Source organism: Psychroserpens sp. (assembly GCF_036960315.1).
Lineage (GTDB): Bacteria > Bacteroidota > Bacteroidia > Flavobacteriales > Flavobacteriaceae > Psychroserpens.
The window spans coordinates 260,281-279,813 of record NZ_JBALVR010000003.1 but is presented as its reverse complement, the minus strand read 5'-3'; the positions used below and the strand labels follow the sequence as shown (position 1 = coordinate 279,813).

Genomic DNA, 19,533 nt, shown 5'->3' with positions numbered 1-19,533 from the left:
TTAGACAAAGACACTTTAAGTGTTTGTTTTCCATTGATGTGACTCGTCTTCAAATATCTCTTTTCCAAATACAGGAACATTCGCCTTTATTTCTTCAACAATAAATTCTAGAGCTTTAAAAACAACTTTTCGTCTAGGTGATGAAACAAAAACAAATAAACATATTTCACCAGCTTTTACTATTCCTAAACTGTGATAAATGTGCATGCACGTTAATTCGTATTTCTCAAAAGCAACTTCACGAATTTCATGAAACTTGGCGTTTGCCATATCTTCGTAAGCGGTATACTCGATTGCAGAAACTGTTTTTCCATCAATATCATCAGCACGTACTTGCCCTAAAAAAATATTATGTGCTCCAATACTTGTTTTGGTTTGGTGTTTATAAATGGAATTTCCTATAAATTCTGAGGTTATTGCACCATCTTTGAATACATTTTTAGGCTTTTTATCTTTCATTGCGATGACATTTTATGTTGTTCTTGTATGTGATTAATAATTTCTGAAGCCCCTTCTTTTAAACTGAAAGTGTTCTTAATATTTAATTCTTGTAATAAGTTAACAGCCCGTTTACTTCGTACTGCAGATTGGCAAAAAAGCACTTTCTTTTTTGTTGAATCAATTTTGTCTATGTTATGCTCTAATTCACTTAAAGGAATATAAGTTACTTCTAGATTTTCTACTTTTGGATATTCGTGTAATTCTCTAACGTCAATAAATTGAATGTTTTCTTCTGAAATTATATCTTCTATTGAAACTTCTAATATTTCAATATCACAGCCAATATTGATTTGTTTTTTCTGAAATCCATCTTTTTCTTTTAAAATGGATTGAATAATAGCCTCGTTTCTATTAATTTTCAAAGCAGATGTTTGCGAAGTCAAAGCATTATAACAAAGTAATTGTCCTGAAAGCACATTGCCAATACTTAATATAATCTTTAGAACTTCATTGGCTTGCATACTGCCGATAATCCCAGGAAGCACGCCTAATACACCAATTTCAGAACAATTCGGAATAGCTCCTTTTTCTGGCGGATTAGGAAACAAGCAACGGTAACTTGGCCCATTTTTATAATTGAAAACTGATACCTGGCCTTCAAATTTATAAATAGCTCCAAAAACTAATGGTTTGTTTGAAATAATACAGGCGTCATTAACTAAATAGCGTGTTTCAAAATTATCTGTACCATCTACAATAATATCATATTGATTAAATAAATCAATAGCATTTCTATGTGTTAGTTTTTCAGGATATGCAATAATTGAAATACAATCATTTAAATCTTCCAAACGCTGTTTTGCAGCAATGGCTTTATTAATTCCTAAAGATGATGTTCCAAATAATACTTGACGCTGAAGATTTGAAATTTCAACTACGTCAAAATCCATAACTCCAATAGAGCCAATTCCGGCAGCGGTTAGGTATTGCAAAATAGGGCAACCTAAACCACCAGCACCTATTACGAGTACTTTGGCATTGGAAATTTTATCTTGGCCAATTTGTCCGATTTCCGAAAGTATGATATGTCTGTCGTATCTACTCATTATGTTGTTTAAAAGTTTATTCGTTTAGTTGTTTAACCGATTCAACGATTCAATACTTCCACTTTAATTTTTATCAACCACCAGCAAATGGTGGTAATAATGCGATTTCGTTTCCTGTGAGTTCAGTTTCAATAGAAACTAATTCTTGATTTTGGGCCACCTGAAAATCTTTGTTTTTCAATACTTTATATTTTGAATAAAGTAGGTCTAAAAGTTCAGAAATTAAAGTTCCTGAAAACTCTAAAGATTCTTCGTCTAGCTGAGTAACTTCAGCTATTTGTCCAAAGTATTTAACGGTTATATGCATCTTCTACAGCTTTTAATTCGTTTTGAGTGTTTACATTCATAGTAAACATTTCGTTTTCTTTTTCCAATACTATATTTTTTGATTTGAATGCTTTGACTGCAATTCGTAATCGTCGCTCATCGTTTTTTAAAAAATCATAAAACTTGTCTTTACATTGCTTTTTATACAAAGCAATTAACGGCATTGTTTTGCCATTACTTTCAATTTGAATGACTTCAGAAGTGTCATCAATACTTTCAATCAACTTTTTCAATAGGTCTGAAGTAATCAAAGGAATATCACAACTTAAAATTAAATTATATTCAGTTGATGTCGCTTCCAATCCAGAGCATATTCCAGCTACTGGACCTGCGTTTTTTGTTATATCATTTATGCGTTTTAATCCGAATGCATCATAATTTGGATTATCTGAAACAATTATAATTTCTGAAACTAGTTTCTTTAAAGCATCAATGCTATACTGAACAAAAGCTTTGTCGTTTAATAATAGTAAACCTTTATCTGTTCCCATACGGGAACTTTTTCCACCAGCCAAAATAATGCCTGTTATGTCTTTTTTCTCTATCATACTATGTGAAAAATAATTTACCGCAAGCAATAATTAATACAAAGGCTAAAATGTAGCGAAGCTTTTTATTGTTTATTTTTTTACTTCCGTAATATCCGCCAAAAACACCTCCAACTAGTGCTACGGCAACCAATAAAAATGATTCTTTTTCAATAGTAATACCGCTACTCAATTGACCAATTAACCCAGAAGCTGAATTTACCCAAATAAATAATGCCGAAACCGCAGCGGCTTCTTTCATTTTACCCCAATGCAAAAGTAGAATTACAGGGGTTAATATAATGCCGCCACCAATACCGATTAGTCCAGAAAAGAAGCCTATTATACCACCAATTATAAGTCCTTGCCAAAGTTTAACTTTCTTGATAGTTTCCCTTTCTTTTCCAAAAACATTAAGCATTTTTAGGATGGCGAAAATTAATAATACAGCTAATACTTTGTTATAAAGGGACGCATCAACTTCTAGCCGACCACCAATAAAGGCCAATGGAATAGAAGTTATAGCGAATATTATAAAAAGTTTTTTATTAAAAAAACCTGCTTTATAATAATAGTAAAAAGAAATTCCAGCCACGAAAATATTTAGTAATAGGGCAGTGGGTTTCATGCTTTCTGGCACAAATGAAAATAATGCCATTAAAGCCAAATAGCCACTTGCTCCACCATGACCAACGCTAGAATATAGAAACGAGACTATTGGTAGAATTAATAGAAAAAGGTATATGTTTTCGTTTTGTAACATTTATATACGTTCAATTTTTTTAAGTTGTTCATCTAAAAACACCCAACAGCTTTTGTTAATCTCATCGAAAGCAGAAATTAACGATATTCCGTATTCGGTAATTTCTGCGCCACCACCACCTTTTCCGCCAATACTATTTATGGTTACTGGTTTTTTAGCAGATTTGTTTACAGAGTCTAAAAGGTGCCATGCTTTTTTGTATGATATATTTAGGGACTTTGAAGCTTTAGACAATGAACCTGTTTCCTGTATGGCTTTTAATAAATGTACGCGACCTTCACCAAGAAAAACATTGTTCTTGGACTCAATCCATATTCTGCTTTTAATTTTATAGCTCATAATAATGGTTCAAACGGGTAATAATATAACATCAGTTATATCACCTTTATCTATTTTAAAAATATCTTCAGCTATATAAACTAGTGCATTTGAAAGTGCAAATGTTTGCAGCATTGATGAATTCTGTCCTTCTAAAATTTCAACTTCACCATTATTGTAAATGGCTTTCAAAAATTGGGGTCTATCACCTTTCTTTTTGAAGTTTGATAGCGATTTTGCTTTAATACGTGGCAATTCAAGAGCTTCTTGATTCATCATTTTCTGTAATGAGATATATACATAGGTATAAAAGCAGCTAAGTGCAGCGGCAGGATTTCCCGGTAATGCAAAAATAAGTGTGCCTTCTTTTTTTCCAAAGAATAAAGGCTTCCCTGGCTTTTGTTTCACCTTATAAAAGATTTCTTCGGTGTTTAACGCGAGAAGTGATTTTCCAACAAAATCATAATCACCGACCGAAATACCACCCGTCACAATCACTAAATCATTTTGATTTAAAACAGATTGAAGTTTAGATTTTGTTTTTTCGTAATCATCGGCAATCTTATGTAAAGTAATATCGTAAAATTTTAAATTGTATAACGCATTTTGAAGCATTATAGAATTACTCTCGTATATTTTACCATAACTCAGAGGTTGTCCCGCTTTAATCAATTCATTTCCTGTAGTTACTAATGCAATTGACGGTTTTTTATAAACGGAAACTGCTGTAATTCCCAATGATGTTAAATAGCCAATGGCAGCTGGTGTAAGTTTTGTTCCTTTTTTTAAGGCAATACCTCCTTCTTTTACTTGTTCACCAAGAGGTCGGATATTGTGTTCTTCAGATATATTATGTTCAATAACAATTTTATCCCCACTAGATTTAACTTTTTCCTGCATCATAATAGCGTTAGCTGTATCTGGAACTGGAGCGCCAGTAAAAATTCTAACAGCTTCTCCAGGTTTCAATACGGGTTGATGTGCGTCTCCTGCTTTAACTTCATCAATTAGTGTATATGATAGGTTGTCATTTAAATTTAAAGCATAACCATCCATAGCAGATTGCCTAAAAGGGGGCATATGAATTGGAGAAAACACATCTTTAGATAAATAATAACTTCCAGATTTTTCAACAGATTTAACGGTTTCTTTAAAAAGTGGTTGGGTTGTGGTTTTAACTAACTGAATAGCTTCATTTATCGAAATCATACAAATACCGTTATATCTTTACAAATATAACGAATAGGGTTTATGAAATTATAAATTTTATTAAATAATTGTGTTTTCGTAAATTAGATATACAGTTTTTATTTAAAAATTTAAAACTGAAAATTTTGAGTTTATCCGCTAGTTTTTGTGACAGAATCATAAAAGTATCTAGAACGATTGCCGATTTAGAACCATCAGGATCTATTAAAGGTACTCACATTTCCGAAGCCATACAATACCGAAGTATGGATTGTGAAGGTGGGTTGGGATAATAATCTTAATAATGTTGTCGTTTAAAACCTTAAATTTATAACATGAAAAACTATTACTTATTCTGTTTTGCGATTTTAGTAATGAGCTGCAATACTTCGGAAAAGAAAACAGCTGAAAATTCTGAAACCAAAATCGAAATTCAACAAGCTCCAATCCCAACAATCGATTTAGTTCAGGCCAATCGCTTAGCGCAACTGCCCATTCATTGTATACAAATCGAATATCCAAATAAACTCAATCAAACCATTGGTAGTGATGCAGATTTACAATCTCCTCAGGACTTACATCCAGCGTTTTATGGCTGCTTTGACTGGCATTCAGCAGTTCATGGACATTGGAGTTTAGTGAGTTTGTTGAAGCAGTTTCCGGACTTAGAAACTTCAGAAGATGCCAAAAGAATGCTTTTAGAGAATATGTCGAAAGCTAATATGGAAACAGAATTGGCATATTTCTTCGGAAAACACAATACAAGCTACGAACGCACTTACGGTTGGGCTTGGTTATTAAAACTCGCCGAAGAATTGCATACATGGGATGATCCAGTGGCTAGAGAATTAGAATCTAATCTGCAGCCTTTAACTGATTTAATCATCACCAAATATTTAGAGTTCTTGCCAAAACTGTACTATCCTATTCGTGTAGGTGAACATCCTAATACAGCTTTCGGATTGTCATTCGCATACGATTATGCAAAAACCGTTGGAAATTCACCCTTAAAAGCTTTAATTGAACTAAGAGCAAAAGATTTTTATAGTAGTGATGCTGGTTGTCCATTGAGTTGGGAGCCGAGTGGATTCGATTTTCTTTCGCCTTGTTTCGAGGAAGCTGCTTTGATGAAACGTGTATTGCCAACCGAAGATTTTAAAACTTGGCTCAATGATTTCCTTCCGCAGTTAAAAGATAAAAATTTCAATTTAGATACTGGTAAAGTAAGTGATAGAAGCGACGGGAAGCTCGTGCACCTCGATGGTGTTAACTTTTCTAGAGCCTGGAGTTTAAATGAGATTGCTCGTAATTTACCCGAATACGCACATTTGAAAAATATTGCTAATCAGCACATCAATTATTCCTTGCCTAGTATTGTCGGTGATAGTTATGAAGGTGGTCATTGGTTGGGTAGCTTTGCGATTTATGCATTAAATTCTGTGGAACGTGATTAAAAACTGGTTTAAAAATATTGGTCCCGGACCATTAGTAGCAGCAGCATTTATTGGTCCAGGAACGGTTACTGTTTGCACTCTAGCTGGTGTGAACTTTGGATTTTCATTGCTTTGGGCAATGTTGTTATCAATTCTAGCAACGGTTGTCTTGCAAGAAATGTCAGCACGTTTGGGTATTGTTTCACAAAAGGGTTTATCTGAAGTGATTCGGTCTGAAATTTCAAATCCTATATTTAGAACCTTAGCTATTATCTTAATTCTGTCGGCAATTGTTATTGGAAATGCGGCTTATGAAGCAGGGAATATTAGTGGCAGTGTATTAGGGTTAGAGGCTGTGTTTGGTGAATCTCAAGTTTCTATTTATGATTTTTCATTTGGCATTTTTCCATTAATCATAGGTGCTGTAGCCTTTGTTTTGCTATACATCGGAAATTATAAAATCTTAGAAAAAACGTTAATCTCATTGGTGATTTTAATGAGTTTGGCTTTTTTAATCACGGCAATATTAACCAAACCAGATCTGTCAGAAATATTTAAAGGACTGTTTATTCCGAAGTTTTCAGACGACAGTATTCTTACAGTCATCGCCTTAGTAGGAACAACCGTTGTGCCTTATAATTTGTTTTTACATGCCTCCTTAGTAAAAGAAAAATGGAAGAGTGAAACCGATTTAAAATATGCTCGAAAGGATACGATTATTGCTGTAGTTCTTGGTGGAATGGTATCTATGTGTATCATTATTTCGGCAGCTGCTATAAAGACGTTTGAAGTTAATAGCGCTGCGGATTTGGCCAAAGGTTTGGAGCCGCTATTCGGAAATTATGCATCCTATTTCCTGTCTTTAGGTTTATTTGCCGCAGGAATAACAAGTGCAATTACAGCACCTTTGGCAGCGGCTTATGTCGCTTCAGGGTGTTTAGGTTGGAGCTCTAATATGAAAACCAAACGATTTAGAATGGTATGGATGTTTATTCTTGGTTTAGGCGTATTGTTTTCTTCAATAGGATTTAGTTCCATTGAAATTATAAAGTTTGCTCAGGTTGCTAACGGATTGCTATTGCCTGTGATTGCTGGTTTTTTATTGTGGATAATGAACAAGGCGTCAGTCCTTGGGAAATATAAAAACTCATTAGTTCAAAATATTCTCGGATTTGTTATCTTCGGAATAGCTTTGTTTTTAGGTGTTAAGAGTATTTTGAAAGTGTTTAATTTGTTATGATTCTTGTGAATAAAATAGATATCAACTGCGACTTAGGTGAAGGTATGGGCAATGAAGCCTTACTCATGCCATTGATTTCCTCTTGTAATATCGCCTGTGGTGGTCATGCAGGAGATACCTCTACCATGGAAACCGTTGTAACATTGGCGAAAGACTATAAGGTGAAGATTGGAGCGCATCCATCGTTTCCAGATCAAGAGAATTTTGGCAGGAAAGTTTTGAAGATGACTTCAGAGTTATTACACAATAGTATTTATGAGCAAATAGATAACTTAAAAACCATTCTTGATAAGCAGAATGTACCATTACATCATATAAAACCTCATGGCGCTTTATATAATTTAGCAGCTGTAGATGAAAACACAGCATCTATAATTGTGGATGTTGTTAAGCGTTTTGGTAATGAGATCTTTTTATATGTGCCTTTTCAATCGATTATTTCTGAAACCGCAAGTAAAGAAGGTTTGCAAGTTAAGTTTGAAGCTTTTGCGGATAGAAATTACAATCAAGACCTGACTTTGGTTTCAAGAACTGAGGAGCATGCAGTAATTCATGATTCTGAAGCTATGTTTCAACATATGTATCCAATGATTATTGACGGAAAAGTAACTGCCATAAATGGAGTAGAAGTGGAGTTGAAAGCAGATACTTTTTGTGTGCACGGAGACGGAGAAGATGTCGTAAAAAATTTAAAAGATTTAATAGTAAAACTAAGGAAAAATAATATCGAAATTTCTTAATTGTATTCAATGGATTTTGAACTTACATATCGACGCTTTTCAGAACGCTCTATTTTGGTGGAATGGCCTACGGAAATTACTGAAAATATACTTGATGATGTGTTGATTTTTAAAAATCATCTTTTAAATTCAAGAGTTAAATCTATAGTTCAAGTAAACAACGCATATAGCTCGATACTAATAATTTACAAATTCACTATTGATAACGTCTATGGTGAAATTTTAATGCTTAAGACCTCATATTCTGACCGAGTGAGTAAAACTAAACGTGCCTTGAAGCACTGGAGGATTCCGGTGTGTTATGATAACGATTTTGGTTTAGATTTGGTTGAAATTTCCGAAAATAAAAAGCTGTCAAAACTTGAAATTATCAAGCTCCATTCTGAAGCGATTTACATTGTTTTTTTTGTTGGTTTTTTGCCTGGTTTTTTATACTTAGGCGGATTGGATAAACGCTTATATTTTCCACGGAAAAAGAGTCCGAGATTGCACATCGAAAAAGGAGCTGTTGCGATTGGAGGACAACAAACAGGAGTGTACCCAAATTTGAGCCCTGGAGGTTGGAATATCATTGGAAATTCACCAATACACTTTTTTGATCCCAATAAAAGGGAGCCCTGTTTTGCGAAATCAGGAGATAAAATTCAGTTTATTCCTATAGATAGAAGTCAGTATGATGAGATTCAAGATAAGATAGATAATGGATCATATCAAATAGAAAGTGAGGTGTTTTATGGTTAAGGTGATTAAAACAGGTTTATATGATACGGTTCAGGATGTTGGTCGATTAGGGTTTCAGGAGTATGGCGTTCCTATTTCGGGAGTTATGGATAGCTATTCGGCTGCTTTAGGCAATTCTATTTTAGGAAACAATGATAATGCTGCTGTTATAGAATGTGTTGTTTCTGGTCCTCAACTTCAATTTATACAAGATACTATGATTTGTATTACAGGTGCAGATATGAGTGCTACTATAAATACTTCAGTTATAAAAAATAATACTGTAGTGGCTATAAACAGTGGAGATACATTAAAATTCGGAAAGCTAAATTATGGCTGTAGAGCTTATATTTCGGTATTAGGAGGATTCCAGACAGAAGAGAAAATGAGAAGTCGAAGCATGTATGGAGGTGTTACGTCTGCTTATAAACTTGTAAAAGGTGATATTTTACCAATTTTAGATATAAAGAAACCTACAGAAAGGACGTTTTCGACGATTAAAGTAAATAATAAGCATTTTGACACCAAAGATCTAGATGCTTTTACAGGACCAGAATTTGATAAACTAGACACAAGTTTACAGAAAACTTTGTTTAACACTGACTTTACAATTTCGAAAGATAGTAACCGAATGGCTTATCAGTTTAATGAACCATTTGATAATGCGCTTGAGCCTATTATCACATCCTTAGTATTGCCTGGAACAGTACAGCTGACGCCTTCTGGTCAATTGATGGTGTTAATGAGAGACTGCCAAACTACTGGTGGATATCCAAGAATTTTACAACTTACTGAATCTTCTATAAATAGCCTTTCACAGATGTTTTTCAGTAATAAGATTCGGTTTAAACGCCTTAAATAGTAAGAAAAACCCTTGCTTTTAACATGAATAATGGGTTTGTATTAAGATTTTCAATACATTTAGAGTGCAATTAATTTATAACTAATCAAATTATGAAAAAATTAGTATTACTTATTTTCGGATTTATTCTAGGGGCTTTAGCAATGTATTTTTACTGTCAGAAAAATGATGTTGGACTTAAAGCTATGGAGCCCACAGACCCAAAAGGTTTAATTGAATCAGCAGAAATTAAAGTGTTAACCGAAGCTTACAATCCAAGGTATGATTCAATTAGCAGCATATTTTTTAAAGGGGTAAAAGGAGGAGACAACAGGTCATCTTGGTATGCCTTAGAAGACGTTCGCAACTACTTAGATATTGCAGAACAACAAGCAAAAGATTTGCAATACACTATGGATGGTGTGCGACTTTATTTAGGAGCTCATCCTGCAGTAGGTAGTATTCCAGGTTATACTACGATGTTATTCGTGCCAACAGGCTATCCTAGTAAAGCTGAAGGAAATATGTTTAACTTTGTTTTACAAGACGGAGGTGGAGATATTCCTGGAGGACTTGGCTTGGATAAAGGAGGTCAAGGAGTTCCGCCAGAAGCTAATTACCCTCAATAACATTATAAAACAATTTTTTGAAAGATTTTTTTTTAGATAATTATTCAGTAATAACAAAGTCAGTTGAGTTTATTGCTGCCATTTCGGGCACATATTATTTAAAGAAAAATAAAAACTCTGTTTTGAAAATTTTTGTATTCTATTTGTGGCTTACTTTCTTTGTTGAGCTAATTGGTGAATATTCAGGTTTAATGCGAAACAATTATGATAAAGAATGGTTTATTAAACTAAAAAACAGTGTCTTTTGTAAGAACATGTGGTTGTATAATATTTATTCATTTCTTTCTATTGGTTTATTGGGTGTTTTTTATTCAGGATTACTTAGTAACAAATCATTGAAGATACTGATAAGAGCTATTGTAATTTTTTATAGTATTTTTTCCATATTTTATTACACATTTACTGATGCTTTTTTTGTCTTAGGTTTACCTTATGATGATATTTTGGCATCTGTAATTGTATCTATTTATGTAATTAGCTATTTCATTGAATTGATGAATAGTGAGTATATTCTTCAGTATTATAAATTACCATCGTTTTACATTAGTGTAGCCTTGTTGCTATGGTATCTTTGTGTGACACCATTGTTCATTTTTAATGCTTATTTTAGAGAGGTAAATGCTGATTTTGTCATTTTTAGATATTTACTTTTATTATTTATAAATATATGTACATACTTATGCTTTGCATTCGGTTTTTGGTATTCGCTCAAGAAGAGCAAGCAATAAATGAAGAACAAATTGCTTTAATTGGCTATGTCATTTTTGCGGTATTATTGCTATCAGTGATGGTGATACTCTTTTTTGTAACCTTTCAGAAACGAAAAAATAAGCTGCTATTAGATCAAGTTAAACAACAACAAGAGTTTGATGAAGAAATCTCTAGATCACAAACTGAAATTCAAGAACAAACCCTTAAACATATAGGTTGGGAGTTGCATGACAATGTTGGTCAGCTTCTTGCTTACGCTAGTATGCAACTCAATATGTTAGGGGCCAAAGTGCCTGAAGATTTGAAAAGTAAGGTTACCGAAACAACTCAAATCGTAAAAGAGAGTTTAAAAGAAGTTCGTTCGCTATCAAAATCTTTAAATAATGATGTGATTTTAAACATTGGCTTTGAAGCATCTATTACCAATGAACTTAAGCGTCTAAAGCGAATGAAATTTGCTTCTGCCGAATTACAAATTAAAGGTGAAAAGCGCGAACTAAAAGACAAAAAACACGAAATTATTATATTTAGAATTTTGCAAGAGTTCTTTTCTAATGCTGTGAAATATTCTGAAGCTAATCATCTAAACGTAATTTTAGATTATAAACCTGAACATCTCATTATTACTGCATCTGATGATGGTGTAGGATTTGATGTTGCTTCCGCAGAGAAAGGTTCTGGACTCATCAATATGAAAAGTAGGGCAGAGCTCATTAATGCTAATTTTAATCTCAAATCGCAACCTAATGAAGGTGTAGAGCTTGTTATTAACTATCCTTTTTATCCTCACAAGCATTCCAGATAGGATCGTTTGGTAAAGGCGCTGAAACGTCTATGGTGTCTTTAGAAACGGGATGAATAAATTCTAGTCGTCTTGCGTGTAAACTAATGCTTGCATCTTTATTGCTTCGATCAAACCCATATTTTAAATCCCCTTTTATTGGTGACCCTATAGTTGATAACTGACATCTAATTTGATGATGCCTTCCTGTTTCGAGTTCAATCTCCAATAGGAAATAATTATCCAATGCTTTTAGAATTTTATAATGTAGAATAGCTTTCTTGCTATCCTTAATTTCTTTTGGATATGCAGTAGATTTATTATTCTTAGGATTCTTCTTCAACCAATTGATTAGTGTGTCTTGAGGGTTTTCTGGCGCATTCTTTATAATAGCCCAATAGGTTTTATTCGCTTTTTTTTCAGCAAATAATGCATTCAGTCGAGGTAAAGCTTTACTCGTTTTTGAAAACAATACGACACCTGTTGTTGGTCTGTCTAACCGATGAACAACCCCTAAATAGACGTTTCCAGGTTTGTTGTATTTATCCTTAATATAATCTTTTACAATTTCGCTAAGAGGCTTGTCTCCAGTTTTGTCACCTTGAACAATGTCACCAGCACGTTTATTCACAATGATAATGTGGTTGTCTTCGTATAGAACTTGAAGATTGATTTTGTTGGAAAGGATTTTTTTCATAATTATTGTTGCACAGAGTTACTCAGAATTTTTTGTGTTTGAGTATAAGCTGAAAACTGCGACTGCGAGTAAAAACTCTAATATTGCTCCTTATCACTAGGAAAATCAACAGTTTTCACATCATCAACATATTGACCAATGGCTTTGGTCATATCTTCATATAAATTCATATAGCGACGTAAAAAGCGAGGATTGAATTCATGCGTCATTCCTAACATATCATGGAGCACAAGTACCTGTCCGTCAACACCAGCACCAGCACCTATACCAATAACAGGAATAGAAACACTATCTGCCACCTCTTTCGCTAATTTTGCAGGAATTTTTTCTAATACGATTCCAAAGCATCCTGCTCTTTCTAGCATCAATGCATCTTCTTTTAATTGTTGAGCTTCTTGTTCTTCTTTTGCTCGAACGGTGTAAGTACCAAACTTATAAATAGATTGAGGGGTTAATCCTAAGTGTCCCATAACCGGAATTCCAGCATTTAGTATACGCTTTATAGATTCTTTTACTTCTCTTCCTCCTTCCATTTTTACAGCATGACCACCAGATTCTTTCATGATTCTAATCGAAGAGCGCAACGCTTCTTTTGGATCACTTTGGTAACTCCCAAAAGGTAAATCGACCACAATCAAAGCTCTCTCAATCGCTCTAACAACAGACGATGCGTGATAAATCATCTGGTCTAAAGTGATAGGTAAAGTGGTTTCATGTCCAGCCATAACATTACTTGCAGAATCGCCAACCAAAATAACATCTATACCAGCACCATCAACAATCTTTGCCATTGTATAATCGTAAGCCGTAAGCATAGATATTTTTTCTTTATTAAGTTTCATCTCAATAAGAGATTTCACGGTAATCCTTTTGTAATCTTTTTTTGCAGTAGACATATTGTAAAAATTAATTATTCGTAAAAATACAGAGATTTGTTAAACTTTATTTATTCTAAGCGCTAAAACCTATTTATTTTATAATTTAACTGAAATTTTAAAATTATGAAGCATTCTATCTTTTTTATTGCACTATTAGTTTCAACACTTTCCTTTTCTCAATCTTCGGAAAGTGATAACGTAAAAGCAACTATTGAACGTTTTTTCGAAGGCTTTCATAAACAAGACAGTACAATGATTCTCGAAACTGTTAGTAAAGATATACAGATGCAGTCCATAGGAAAGGATAAAGAAGGAAAAGCCGTTTTAAGCATTTCAGAATTTAAAAAATTCCTGAATTCTATTGTATCTATTCCGAAGGATAAAAAATTTAAAGAAGAACTTTTAGGTTTCAATATCCAAGTTGATGGCGATATGGCAAATGCTTGGACACCTTATAATTTTTGGTTTGATGGAAATTTTAGCCATTGTGGCGTCAATTCTTTTCAGTTATTTAAAGATGAAGGAAAATGGAAAATTATTTACCTTATTGATACCCGACGACGTGATTGTAAACAAGAGTAAATGTTAGATTTAACAATCTGCCATATTAACACTAACAGCTAAACCGCCTTCAGAGGTTTCTTTGTATTTGGTATTCATGTCTTTTGCGGTTTCCCACATCGTATTTACAACTGTATCTAAAGGAACTTTGACATTGTTTGGATTGGTGTCTAAAGCCAGTTCGCAAGCATTAATAGCTTTTATAGCTCCCATAGCATTACGCTCAATACAAGGAATTTGAACTAAGCCTCCAATGGGATCACAAGTTAAACCTAAATGATGCTCCATAGCAATTTCAGCAGCGACTAAAACCTGTTCTGGTGTTCCGCCAGACAATTCACATAAGGCTCCAGCTGCCATTGCTGAAGACACACCAATTTCTGCTTGACATCCACCCATAGCGGCACTTATTGTCGCTCCTTTTTTAAATATGCTTCCTATTTCTCCAGCGACGAGTAAAAAACGTTTGATGTCTTCAAAATTACCATCGTGATTTTCAATAACCAGATAATACATCAACACGGCAGGAATAACACCTGCGCTTCCATTTGTAGGTGCTGTGACTACGCGTCCAAGAGATGCATTAACTTCATTCACAGCTAAGGCATAGCAGCTTACCCATTTTAGGATTTGACGAAACTTAACTTCAGTACTTCTAATGGAATAAATCCATTCAACAGGATTTGAATAAGGAGTACTTCCCCTCAGACTTTGATGCATGTCATAAGCACGACGTCTTACGTTGAGTCCGCCCGGAAGATTACCTTCCGTATGACAACCAATATACATGCATTCTAGCATGGTATCCCAAATGCGTTTGAGTTCGTTATTTATATCATCTTCTGAACGAATTGATTTTTCATTTTCTAATACAACTTCTGAAATTGGCTTATCTAAATCTTTACAAAATTTAAGAAGCTCAGTGCCTTTTTCAATGGGATAGGGGAATGAGCATTTGATTTCAAAATTCTTCTTATGATTGGTACGTTCTTCTTTTACAACAAATCCGCCACCAATAGAGTAGAAGGTCGATTTGTTAAGTTGTCCATTTATAGTTGCTGTAAATGTCATTCCGTTGGAATGAAAAGGTAAAAATTTTCTATTGAAAATAATATCAGTTTCGGTATCAAAGCCCAAGACTTTTTCGCCATTAAAGTTTAAAGTTTTTGTAGACTTTACAGTGTTGATTTCGTCAGTAATGTTTTCGGTTGGAATGGTTTCAGGATCACTTCCTATTAAACCAAGTATAAGGGCGTAATCTGTGGCATGCCCTTTTCCTGTTAATGACAAAGAACCATAAAGGTCTACAGAGATTTTTTCAACTTTGTCGAACTTATTAGTGTCTTTAAGTTCTTTAATCCAGCGCTCTGCAGCGCGCCAAGGACCTAAGGTATGTGAGCTTGATGGGCCAACACCTATTTTAAGCATGTCAAATACAGAAATACACTCCATTTACGAAATCGTTTAAGTGCGTCAAATATAATCTGTTTTAAATTATTTAAGAGTTTTTATTTAAAAGTTTAATTAGTAGAAATGACATCATGTCATATTTTTTGTCATGGCATAATGATTGACATATAGATTACGAATAAAAATGAATATCACATTTCCGAAGAAAAGGAAATAGATAAAACTAAATATAAAATTATGAGTAAGATTATTGGAATCGATTTAGGAACTACAAACTCTTGCGTTTCTGTAATGGAGGGAAATGAGCCAGTAGTAATCCCAAACGCTGAAGGTAAAAGAACGACGCCTTCGGTTATCGCCTTTGTAGAAGGTGGAGAAATTAAGGTTGGTGATCCAGCAAAAAGACAAGCAGTAACAAACCCAACAAAAACAGTTTATTCGATTAAGCGTTTTATGGGTAACAAATATTCTGAATCTAAAAAAGAAGCAGAACGTGTACCATATAAAGTGGTGAAAGGTGACAACGATACACCAAGAGTGGATATCGATGGTCGTTTATATACACCACAAGAGTTATCGGCAATGATTCTTCAGAAAATGAAGAAAACTGCTGAAGACTATTTAGGTCAAGATGTAACGGAAGCTGTAATTACAGTGCCGGCTTACTTCAACGATTCTCAACGTCAAGCGACTAAAGAAGCAGGTGAAATTGCTGGTTTAAAAGTAAGACGTATCATTAATGAGCCTACAGCAGCAGCTTTAGCTTATGGAATGGATAAAAAGGGAATTGACCAAAAAATCGTTGTTTTCGATTTTGGTGGAGGAACACATGATGTATCTATCCTTGAATTAGGAGATGGTGTATTTGAAGTATTATCTACAGATGGTGATACACATTTAGGTGGTGATGATGTAGATCAAAAAATCATTAACTGGTTAGCAGATGAGTTTAATACTGAAGAAGGGATCGATTTACGTAAAGACCCAATGGCTTTACAACGTTTAAAAGAAGCTTCTGAAAAAGCGAAGATTGAATTATCATCTTCTACTCAAACAGAAATAAACTTACCATATGTAACTGCTACAGCATCAGGACCAAAACACTTAGTGCGCACATTAACACGTGCTAAATTTGAGCAATTAATTGACGATTTAGTAAAACGTACGATTGAGCCATGTGCATCAGCTTTAAAAGCAGCAGGTTTATCAAAGAGTGATATTGACGAAGTGATTTTAGTTGGTGGATCTACACGTATTCCAATAGTGCAAGCTGAAGTAGAGAAGTTCTTCGGAAAAGCGCCAAGTAAAGGAGTTAATCCAGATGAGGTTGTATCGTTAGGAGCAGGAATCCAAGGTGGTGTATTATCAGGAGATGTAAAAGATGTGTTGTTATTAGATGTCACACCTTTATCTCTAGGTATCGAAACTATGGGTAACGTTTTAACTAAGTTAATTGAAGCGAATACTACGATTCCTACTAAGAAATCACAAGTATTCTCAACAGCAGCAGATAATCAACCATCGGTAGAAATCCATGTATTACAGGGAGAGCGTCCAATGGCAGCAGATAACAAAACAATTGGTCGTTTTCATTTAGATGGTATTCCACCATCTCAAAGAGGAACACCTCAAATTGAAGTGACATTTGATATTGATGCCAATGGTATTATCAAAGTATCTGCAACAGATAAAGCAACAAATAAAACTCAAGATATTCGTATTGAAGCATCTTCTGGTTTAACTGAAGAAGAGATTGCTAAAATGAAGCAAGAAGCTGAAGAGAATGCAGATGCAGATGCTAAAGCAAAAGCAACAGCTGATAAATTAAATGAAGCAGATGCTATGATTTTCCAAACGGAAAGTCAGTTAAAAGAATTCGGTGAAAAATTATCAGATGATAAGAAAAAGCCAATCGAAGAAGCACTTGAAGAATTGAAGAAAGCTTATGAAACTAAAGAGATCGAAGTTATCGAGCCAGCTTTAGAGAAAATCAATGAAGCTTGGAAAGTGGCCTCAGAAGAAATGTACAAAGCTCAAGCCGATGCGCCGCAAGGTGGAGAAGCACCAGGACCAGACGCTAGCCAAAATGGTGAAGCAGAAGCAAATGATGTAGAAGATGTAGATTTCGAAGAAGTGAAATAAACATATAATTACTTAACATTTGAAAAAACGCAATCAGCAATGGTTGCGTTTTTTTATGCATAAAGCTGAAGTTCTATTTAAAACCCGTTAATTTGCAGTCATGACATTTTCCTCTTCAATAGAAAACACATATCAACCCAAACGTCTCGCCGTAAAACTCACCTCAAAAGGAGAAAACTATGTGCAACAGTCACATCCTTGGGTGTTTTCAGATAGCATTGTAAAAATTAATGCTGATGCCAAAACAGGTGATTTGGCCATTGTGTTCGGAAAGCGTAAAAACGGTATGATTGGTATCGGATTGTATGATGCTAATTCTCCTATTCGTATCAAGATGATTTATAGTGATAGTAAACCTGTTCAAATAGATGATGCGTTTTTTCTTCGGAAAATTCAGCAAGCGTATCAAATAAGACTTCCATTATTAAAAACAGAAACCACAAGCTACAGGTTAATTTTTGGAGAAACCGACGGATTTCCGTCTCTCATTGCCGATGTATATGATTCGGTCATAGTCGTCAAACTCTATTCTGAAATCTGGCTACCTTTTCTTAAAACCATTCTGGAAAGTTTAATAGCAACTTCAGGATGTGAAACGATTGTTATAAGATTAAGTCGTGGGTTACAACAATCAGATTCACATGAACTAAAAGATGGTGAAGTCGTTTACGGAACTTTAGAGAATGAAGTCATAGAATTTGTAGAGCATGGTGTTAACTTTTCTGCAAATGTGATTAAAGGTCATAAAACAGGCTACTTTTTGGATCATCGCGAAAATAGAAGACAAGTTGGTTTATTAAGCAAAAACAAAACTGTTTTGGATGTGTTTTCTTATGCTGGCGGATTTTCAGTTCATGCATTAGCTAATAAAGCAAAAGAGGTTTCAAGTTTAGATATTAGTACGCAAGCATTAGAGATTGCCGTTCAGAATGGAAAACTTAATGACTACTCAGGGAAGCATATGACACTCGCTGGAGACGCCTTCAAAATCTTAGAACAGCTCATTTCAGAAAAAAAGAAATTTGATGTGGTGGTTATTGATCCGCCAAGTTTTGCAAAGCAGCAAACTGAAATTCAACTTGCCAAAAAGAAATATGCGCAATTAGCTAGACTAGGTGAGAAGCTTACAGCAAGAGAAGGTTTATTAGTATTAGCGTCCTGTTCGTCTCGCGTGACAGCTACTGCATTTCATGATATTAATGAACAGACCTTAAAATCTACAAAACGTTCTTTTTCCGTAGTACAAAAAACGCAGCATGATATTGATCATCCAATTGGGTTTCCTGAAGGTGCTTATTTAAAATGTGGGTATTATAGATTTTTAGATTAGTCTTGTTAGTTGTGAACATAGAAAAACCCAACAATAAATTGCTGGGTTTCTTTTATTAAATGATAAGCTATTATAGAAAGTTTCCTTCTTGATCTACTTTTACCTTCATCTTTTTATCACCATTTTCAAGTCTCACTTTATATTGTTTTTTGGCGACATCCTTCTTTTTATGAAAGCTTACTAAATAAACATCGCTTGTCATTGACCATTTTGGAAAGCGCTTAGCAATAGCAGTTTGTACTTTTTTAGGCAGTTTAACATTTTTGAACTTCTCAATTGTACGTATTAATTTGCCATTTTTGTCATAAGCAGCTAATATTTTTCCGTCTGGAATATAAAACGATACCTGGTAAGTATCATATTCATCGTTATAATATTCAGAATTTTTTATATCGAACATTGCGACTTTTTCTTCTAGCATCTGAATAGTAAGTGAATTCTCTGCAGAATCTACAGCATTTAGATACTTATAGTTCACTGCGGTAATTAAAACCTCAGGGAGTTCAGTAATTTGTGCATACATCTGATTACTCAAAACGAATATCAGTGCAATTAAGATTGATTTTTTCATATTTTTATATGTTATGATTATTAACTTGAAGGTATATTTTATATGACTTTAACGCAATGATATATATCAGATTCGTGATGTTTTCTTTACTAGAATGGAGCTATAGGATATCAATATGTTATGCGTGCATAATATTTTATTATATTTGTGCTTGTCCAATAATACTTTGGCGAAGTTGG

22 protein-coding genes and 2 pseudogenes are annotated in these 19,533 nt (G+C 34.1%); 12 read left to right on the top strand and 12 right to left on the bottom strand.

Going from position 1 to position 19,533, the window contains the following annotated elements; all coding sequences use genetic code 11:
- Positions 1-15: 15 nt before the first annotated feature.
- From V7719_RS07140 to V7719_RS07105, 8 genes and pseudogenes are all read right to left on the bottom strand, one after another.
- Entirely contained in the window at positions 16-459 is a 444-nt protein-coding gene (locus V7719_RS07140) for a molybdenum cofactor biosynthesis protein MoaE (protein WP_335729196.1), read from the bottom strand.
- The gene (locus tag V7719_RS07135; protein ID WP_335729355.1) at positions 456-863 is read right to left on the bottom strand and encodes a rhodanese-like domain-containing protein; all 408 of its coding nucleotides are present in this window, start codon (positions 861-863) and stop codon (positions 456-458) included. Before V7719_RS07135 ends, V7719_RS07140 begins: the two co-directional genes overlap by 4 nt.
- Positions 852-1,553, bottom strand: a pseudogene (locus V7719_RS07130) (HesA/MoeB/ThiF family protein); the annotation flags it as partial. The gene V7719_RS07135 and the pseudogene V7719_RS07130, both read right to left, overlap by 12 nt.
- Before the next feature lie 67 nt (positions 1,554-1,620).
- Entirely contained in the window at positions 1,621-1,854 is a 234-nt protein-coding gene (locus tag V7719_RS07125) for a MoaD/ThiS family protein (RefSeq protein ID WP_335729195.1), read from the bottom strand.
- Positions 1,838-2,422 carry a molybdenum cofactor guanylyltransferase gene (gene mobA / locus V7719_RS07120; RefSeq protein WP_335729194.1) on the bottom strand — a complete coding sequence of 195 codons (585 nt, stop codon included), beginning with the start codon at positions 2,420-2,422 and terminating at the stop codon, positions 1,838-1,840. The genes V7719_RS07125 and mobA overlap by 17 nt, the downstream gene beginning before the upstream one ends.
- A gap of 1 nt (position 2,423) precedes the next feature.
- Positions 2,424-3,164, bottom strand: coding sequence for a sulfite exporter TauE/SafE family protein (locus V7719_RS07115; RefSeq protein ID WP_335729193.1), 741 nt, complete (start codon positions 3,162-3,164; stop codon positions 2,424-2,426).
- A complete protein-coding gene (locus V7719_RS07110; RefSeq protein WP_335729192.1) occupies positions 3,165-3,503 on the bottom strand; it encodes a winged helix-turn-helix domain-containing protein in 339 nt (112 codons plus the stop codon).
- 9 nt (positions 3,504-3,512) lie between these two features.
- Positions 3,513-4,691, bottom strand: coding sequence for a molybdopterin molybdotransferase MoeA (locus tag V7719_RS07105; RefSeq protein ID WP_335729191.1), 1,179 nt, complete (start codon positions 4,689-4,691; stop codon positions 3,513-3,515).
- A 125-nt stretch (positions 4,692-4,816) separates the two neighbouring features.
- Here V7719_RS07105 and V7719_RS07100 point away from each other — a divergent pair.
- The 9 genes and pseudogenes from V7719_RS07100 to V7719_RS07060 all read left to right on the top strand — a co-directional run.
- A pseudogene (locus V7719_RS07100) lies at positions 4,817-4,963 on the top strand (ATP-binding protein); the annotation flags it as partial.
- 42 nt (positions 4,964-5,005) lie between these two features.
- A complete protein-coding gene (locus V7719_RS07095; RefSeq protein ID WP_335729189.1) occupies positions 5,006-6,124 on the top strand; it encodes a DUF2891 domain-containing protein in 1,119 nt (372 codons plus the stop codon).
- Positions 6,117-7,343: an Nramp family divalent metal transporter gene (locus tag V7719_RS07090; protein ID WP_335729188.1), complete on the top strand. Its 1,227-nt coding sequence runs from the start codon at positions 6,117-6,119 to the stop codon at positions 7,341-7,343. The genes V7719_RS07095 and V7719_RS07090 overlap by 8 nt, the downstream gene beginning before the upstream one ends.
- A complete protein-coding gene (gene pxpA / locus V7719_RS07085) occupies positions 7,340-8,083 on the top strand; it encodes a 5-oxoprolinase subunit PxpA (protein WP_335729187.1) in 744 nt (247 codons plus the stop codon). The genes V7719_RS07090 and pxpA overlap by 4 nt, the downstream gene beginning before the upstream one ends.
- A 9-nt stretch (positions 8,084-8,092) precedes the next feature.
- Complete coding sequence (gene pxpB, locus V7719_RS07080; RefSeq protein WP_335729186.1) at positions 8,093-8,824, top strand: 5-oxoprolinase subunit PxpB; 732 nt, start codon at positions 8,093-8,095, stop codon at positions 8,822-8,824.
- Positions 8,817-9,665, top strand: a complete 849-nt coding sequence (locus V7719_RS07075) for a biotin-dependent carboxyltransferase family protein (protein WP_335729185.1) — start codon at positions 8,817-8,819, stop codon at positions 9,663-9,665. The genes pxpB and V7719_RS07075 overlap by 8 nt, the downstream gene beginning before the upstream one ends.
- Before the next feature lie 92 nt (positions 9,666-9,757).
- Entirely contained in the window at positions 9,758-10,273 is a 516-nt protein-coding gene (locus V7719_RS07070; protein WP_335729184.1) for a hypothetical protein, read from the top strand.
- A gap of 17 nt (positions 10,274-10,290) precedes the next feature.
- A complete protein-coding gene (locus V7719_RS07065; RefSeq protein ID WP_335729183.1) occupies positions 10,291-11,001 on the top strand; it encodes a hypothetical protein in 711 nt (236 codons plus the stop codon).
- Positions 10,953-11,789: a sensor histidine kinase gene (locus V7719_RS07060; protein ID WP_335729182.1), complete on the top strand. Its 837-nt coding sequence runs from the start codon at positions 10,953-10,955 to the stop codon at positions 11,787-11,789. The genes V7719_RS07065 and V7719_RS07060 overlap by 49 nt, the downstream gene beginning before the upstream one ends.
- Here V7719_RS07060 and V7719_RS07055 read toward each other — a convergent pair.
- Both V7719_RS07055 and panB read right to left on the bottom strand, forming a co-directional pair.
- On the bottom strand, positions 11,752-12,462 hold the full coding sequence (locus V7719_RS07055; protein WP_335729181.1) for an RluA family pseudouridine synthase: 711 nt from the start codon (positions 12,460-12,462) through the stop codon (positions 11,752-11,754). The genes V7719_RS07060 and V7719_RS07055 overlap by 38 nt on opposite strands.
- 77 nt (positions 12,463-12,539) lie before the next feature.
- Positions 12,540-13,358, bottom strand: a complete 819-nt coding sequence (panB, locus tag V7719_RS07050; RefSeq protein WP_335729180.1) for a 3-methyl-2-oxobutanoate hydroxymethyltransferase — start codon at positions 13,356-13,358, stop codon at positions 12,540-12,542.
- Positions 13,359-13,463: 105 nt separating this feature from the next.
- Here panB and V7719_RS07045 point away from each other — a divergent pair, with 105 nt between their 5' ends.
- Positions 13,464-13,922, top strand: a complete 459-nt coding sequence (locus tag V7719_RS07045) for a nuclear transport factor 2 family protein (RefSeq protein WP_335729179.1) — start codon at positions 13,464-13,466, stop codon at positions 13,920-13,922.
- Between the two features lie 9 nt (positions 13,923-13,931).
- Here V7719_RS07045 and V7719_RS07040 read toward each other — a convergent pair whose 3' ends face one another.
- Entirely contained in the window at positions 13,932-15,353 is a 1,422-nt protein-coding gene (locus tag V7719_RS07040; RefSeq protein ID WP_335729178.1) for an L-serine ammonia-lyase, read from the bottom strand.
- A 195-nt stretch (positions 15,354-15,548) separates the two neighbouring features.
- Between V7719_RS07040 and dnaK the strand changes: the two genes are divergently transcribed.
- Positions 15,549-17,453, top strand: coding sequence for a molecular chaperone DnaK (gene dnaK, locus V7719_RS07035; RefSeq protein ID WP_335729177.1), 1,905 nt, complete (start codon positions 15,549-15,551; stop codon positions 17,451-17,453).
- A gap of 100 nt (positions 17,454-17,553) precedes the next feature.
- A complete protein-coding gene (locus V7719_RS07030) occupies positions 17,554-18,783 on the top strand; it encodes a class I SAM-dependent rRNA methyltransferase (RefSeq protein ID WP_335729176.1) in 1,230 nt (409 codons plus the stop codon).
- Positions 18,784-18,853: 70 nt separating this feature from the next.
- Here V7719_RS07030 and V7719_RS07025 read toward each other — a convergent pair whose 3' ends face one another.
- A complete protein-coding gene (locus V7719_RS07025; protein ID WP_335729175.1) occupies positions 18,854-19,354 on the bottom strand; it encodes a nicotinate-nucleotide adenylyltransferase in 501 nt (166 codons plus the stop codon).
- Positions 19,355-19,533: the final 179 nt, after the last annotated feature.